This is a genomic window from Gilliamella sp. B2923 (genome assembly GCF_026536565.1).
In the GTDB taxonomy this organism is placed as follows: Bacteria; Pseudomonadota; Gammaproteobacteria; order Enterobacterales; family Orbaceae; genus Gilliamella.
Map to the genome: position 1 here is coordinate 1 of NZ_JAFNNZ010000034.1, position 2,347 is coordinate 2,347.

The window sequence follows — 2,347 nt, forward strand, 5'->3', positions numbered from 1 at the left end:
TAGTGTTAAGGTCTGCTGCTTGCGCTTTTATTTGATCTGCTTTTAAGGTGATAGACTCTTGCGCTAACAGTTGGCTATGGTCGGCAGTGAGCTTATTGGTTTGTATTTCAATCCCTTGTTTAGCTTGCACTGTTGCGTTATCAATATCGATTTGTTGGTTATTTGATAACTGTAATTGTTGCTCTGTCTGAATTTTTGCCGAATTGAGAGAAATATTCTCTTCACCGGTCAAATGCAGCTTATTGGCATAAGTTTGACTGTTGTTAAGATTCAGATTGTTCTTGGCATTGAGCGATAGTGTCTGGCCGGCACTGTTTTTACCGTTGAAATTGATGTCATTTGCGGTGCCGGAAATATTGCCTTTATTATGGATCAGTTTTCCTTGCTCATTAATGCCGGCGGCAACTCGACTTGCCTCAGTGCTGTCGATTTTTTGGGCATTTAAAGTAATATCATGTTGAGCGATGATTGCCCCTTCATTGGTGATCGCATTTTGACTATTTAATTTAATATTTTGTTTACTGTAGATCTGACGGCGATTAGTGATATCTTGCTGACTGTTTAAGGTGATATCTTTCTGCGCTTGTAATGTACCGGTATTAATAATTTTTCCGTCTGCACGAATCACGATATTATCTGAGCTTGCGCCAAGTTCGCCGGCATTGTGTACCCCAACGCCTTTTTCGGTACCAATCATGTTGATTTGACCGGCATACATGCCGCCAAATTGTGAAACATCGATCGATACTTCGGGTTTATCTTCGGTATGAGTACCGTCTAACGCAGTAACGTTTTTGGTATCACGGCTGACTTGATTTTTACCGGTGATAACATTGGCTTCATTTGCCCATACCGCAGCATTAATCGATACTGAGCGGGCAATTAAATCGGTATAGCTTTGCGTTGAGCTATCGAGCCCTTTGCCGGTGACATTAATATGTCCTTGTTCAACCCGGTAACCGGTTAATTCACCATTATCGAGAGTCGGGGTACCGGTGGTTAAGGTGCCTCGATTAGCGTTAATAAAGCCACAACCATGACAGGTAATACCCGAAGGGTTAGCGATAATCACTTGCGCTTTTTGGCCGGCAACTTCAATCACGCCATTTAGTTGGCTTGGATTACGTGAATTGACTTCATTTAAGATAATTTTAGCCGGACCGGTTGTTTTTAAGTTTTCATTACCTTGAACATAACCGCCAATCTGGGTTTGATTGATTTTGCTGCTGTTGTTTAAAATTACCCCTTGCTGTGAGACATCAAATTGGGTGTATTTATTGTGTGAAAGACCTTTATTATTCGGCGTTTGTATATTAATTTGGGTGACACCATTAGCCGCCGAGATCACTTGCGGTTGCTGATTTTTATTTGCCTGATTATCAACAACAATATTATTACCATAGGCTGGTGAGATGATGGATACAAAGCCTAACGAGATAGATACGAATAAGCTTATCGGTTGCAATGCAAATAAACAGGATTTGAATAATGATTGTTTATCTTCTTTATTGGCTTTTTCATGACCATTAGGCGTTTTAGCAATATCGGCGACAACCATTTGGATACCGCGTTTTTTATTAAAAATGACTCGATATAGGTGCTTATTCATTTTTTAATTCCTTCATTCCATTCTGTTTATTACTTATTTCCATGTATAACTGGTCGGGTATACGATGTGTAATTCACGCAATACTCAGTTAATAATTCCAATTGATATTAAAGCCTAACGTCAATGGATTGGTTTTAAATCCTTTCGGTTTGCGAATTGGCTTACCGGCAAAGACGTCATAATAGAATCCATAATTATTGCCCCGCACACCAACTACGCCACCGGTTAAATGCCGGCCAAGCAGGTACTCACTTTTGGTACCGGATACTTCACCGGTATCAATACCCAGATAAGGCTCGTGATTAAACGGTGCCTGCCAGGCAAACTCATTACGTAAATACCAGCCTCGATCGGCTTTCAAGGTAAGCTCGCCATCAAAACCGCGTACACTCCAACGTCCGCCGATTGAAAACTGTTCGGGTGAGGTTAAATCCCCGCCTCGGGTATATTGCCCTTGATAATCTAATCGATAGCGAAACGGTTGCTCAGCCAAACTAAATGGGACATTGGCTGAAAAGTTAACTAAAAAGATCTCTGACAGGGGACTGCCGCTATTTTCCGGGCTTTTTTCTTCCGGCGCTTTTTTAGCATTAAACCAACGTACGCCTTTTTGGTAAGTTATACCCGCATCTAACGTGATATCTTTAATATAATGTCGATGCTGTAAACCCAATTGCCAATGTGTGGTTTTGCGCTGTTGAACTTCAAGCTCCGTATTATTGATATAGTTATGCGATT

The 2,347-nt window shown here is 41.0% G+C and carries 2 protein-coding genes; both read right to left on the reverse strand.

Features of this window, described 5'->3' with window-relative positions:
* Positions 1-1,609: filamentous hemagglutinin N-terminal domain-containing protein (locus J3U42_RS12150; RefSeq protein ID WP_267336596.1), on the reverse strand; the 1,609-nt coding region annotated here is incomplete at its 3' end.
* Positions 1,610-1,697: 88 nt separating this feature from the next.
* On the reverse strand, positions 1,698-2,347 hold a 650-nt coding region (locus tag J3U42_RS12155), incomplete at its 5' end, for a ShlB/FhaC/HecB family hemolysin secretion/activation protein (protein WP_324169873.1).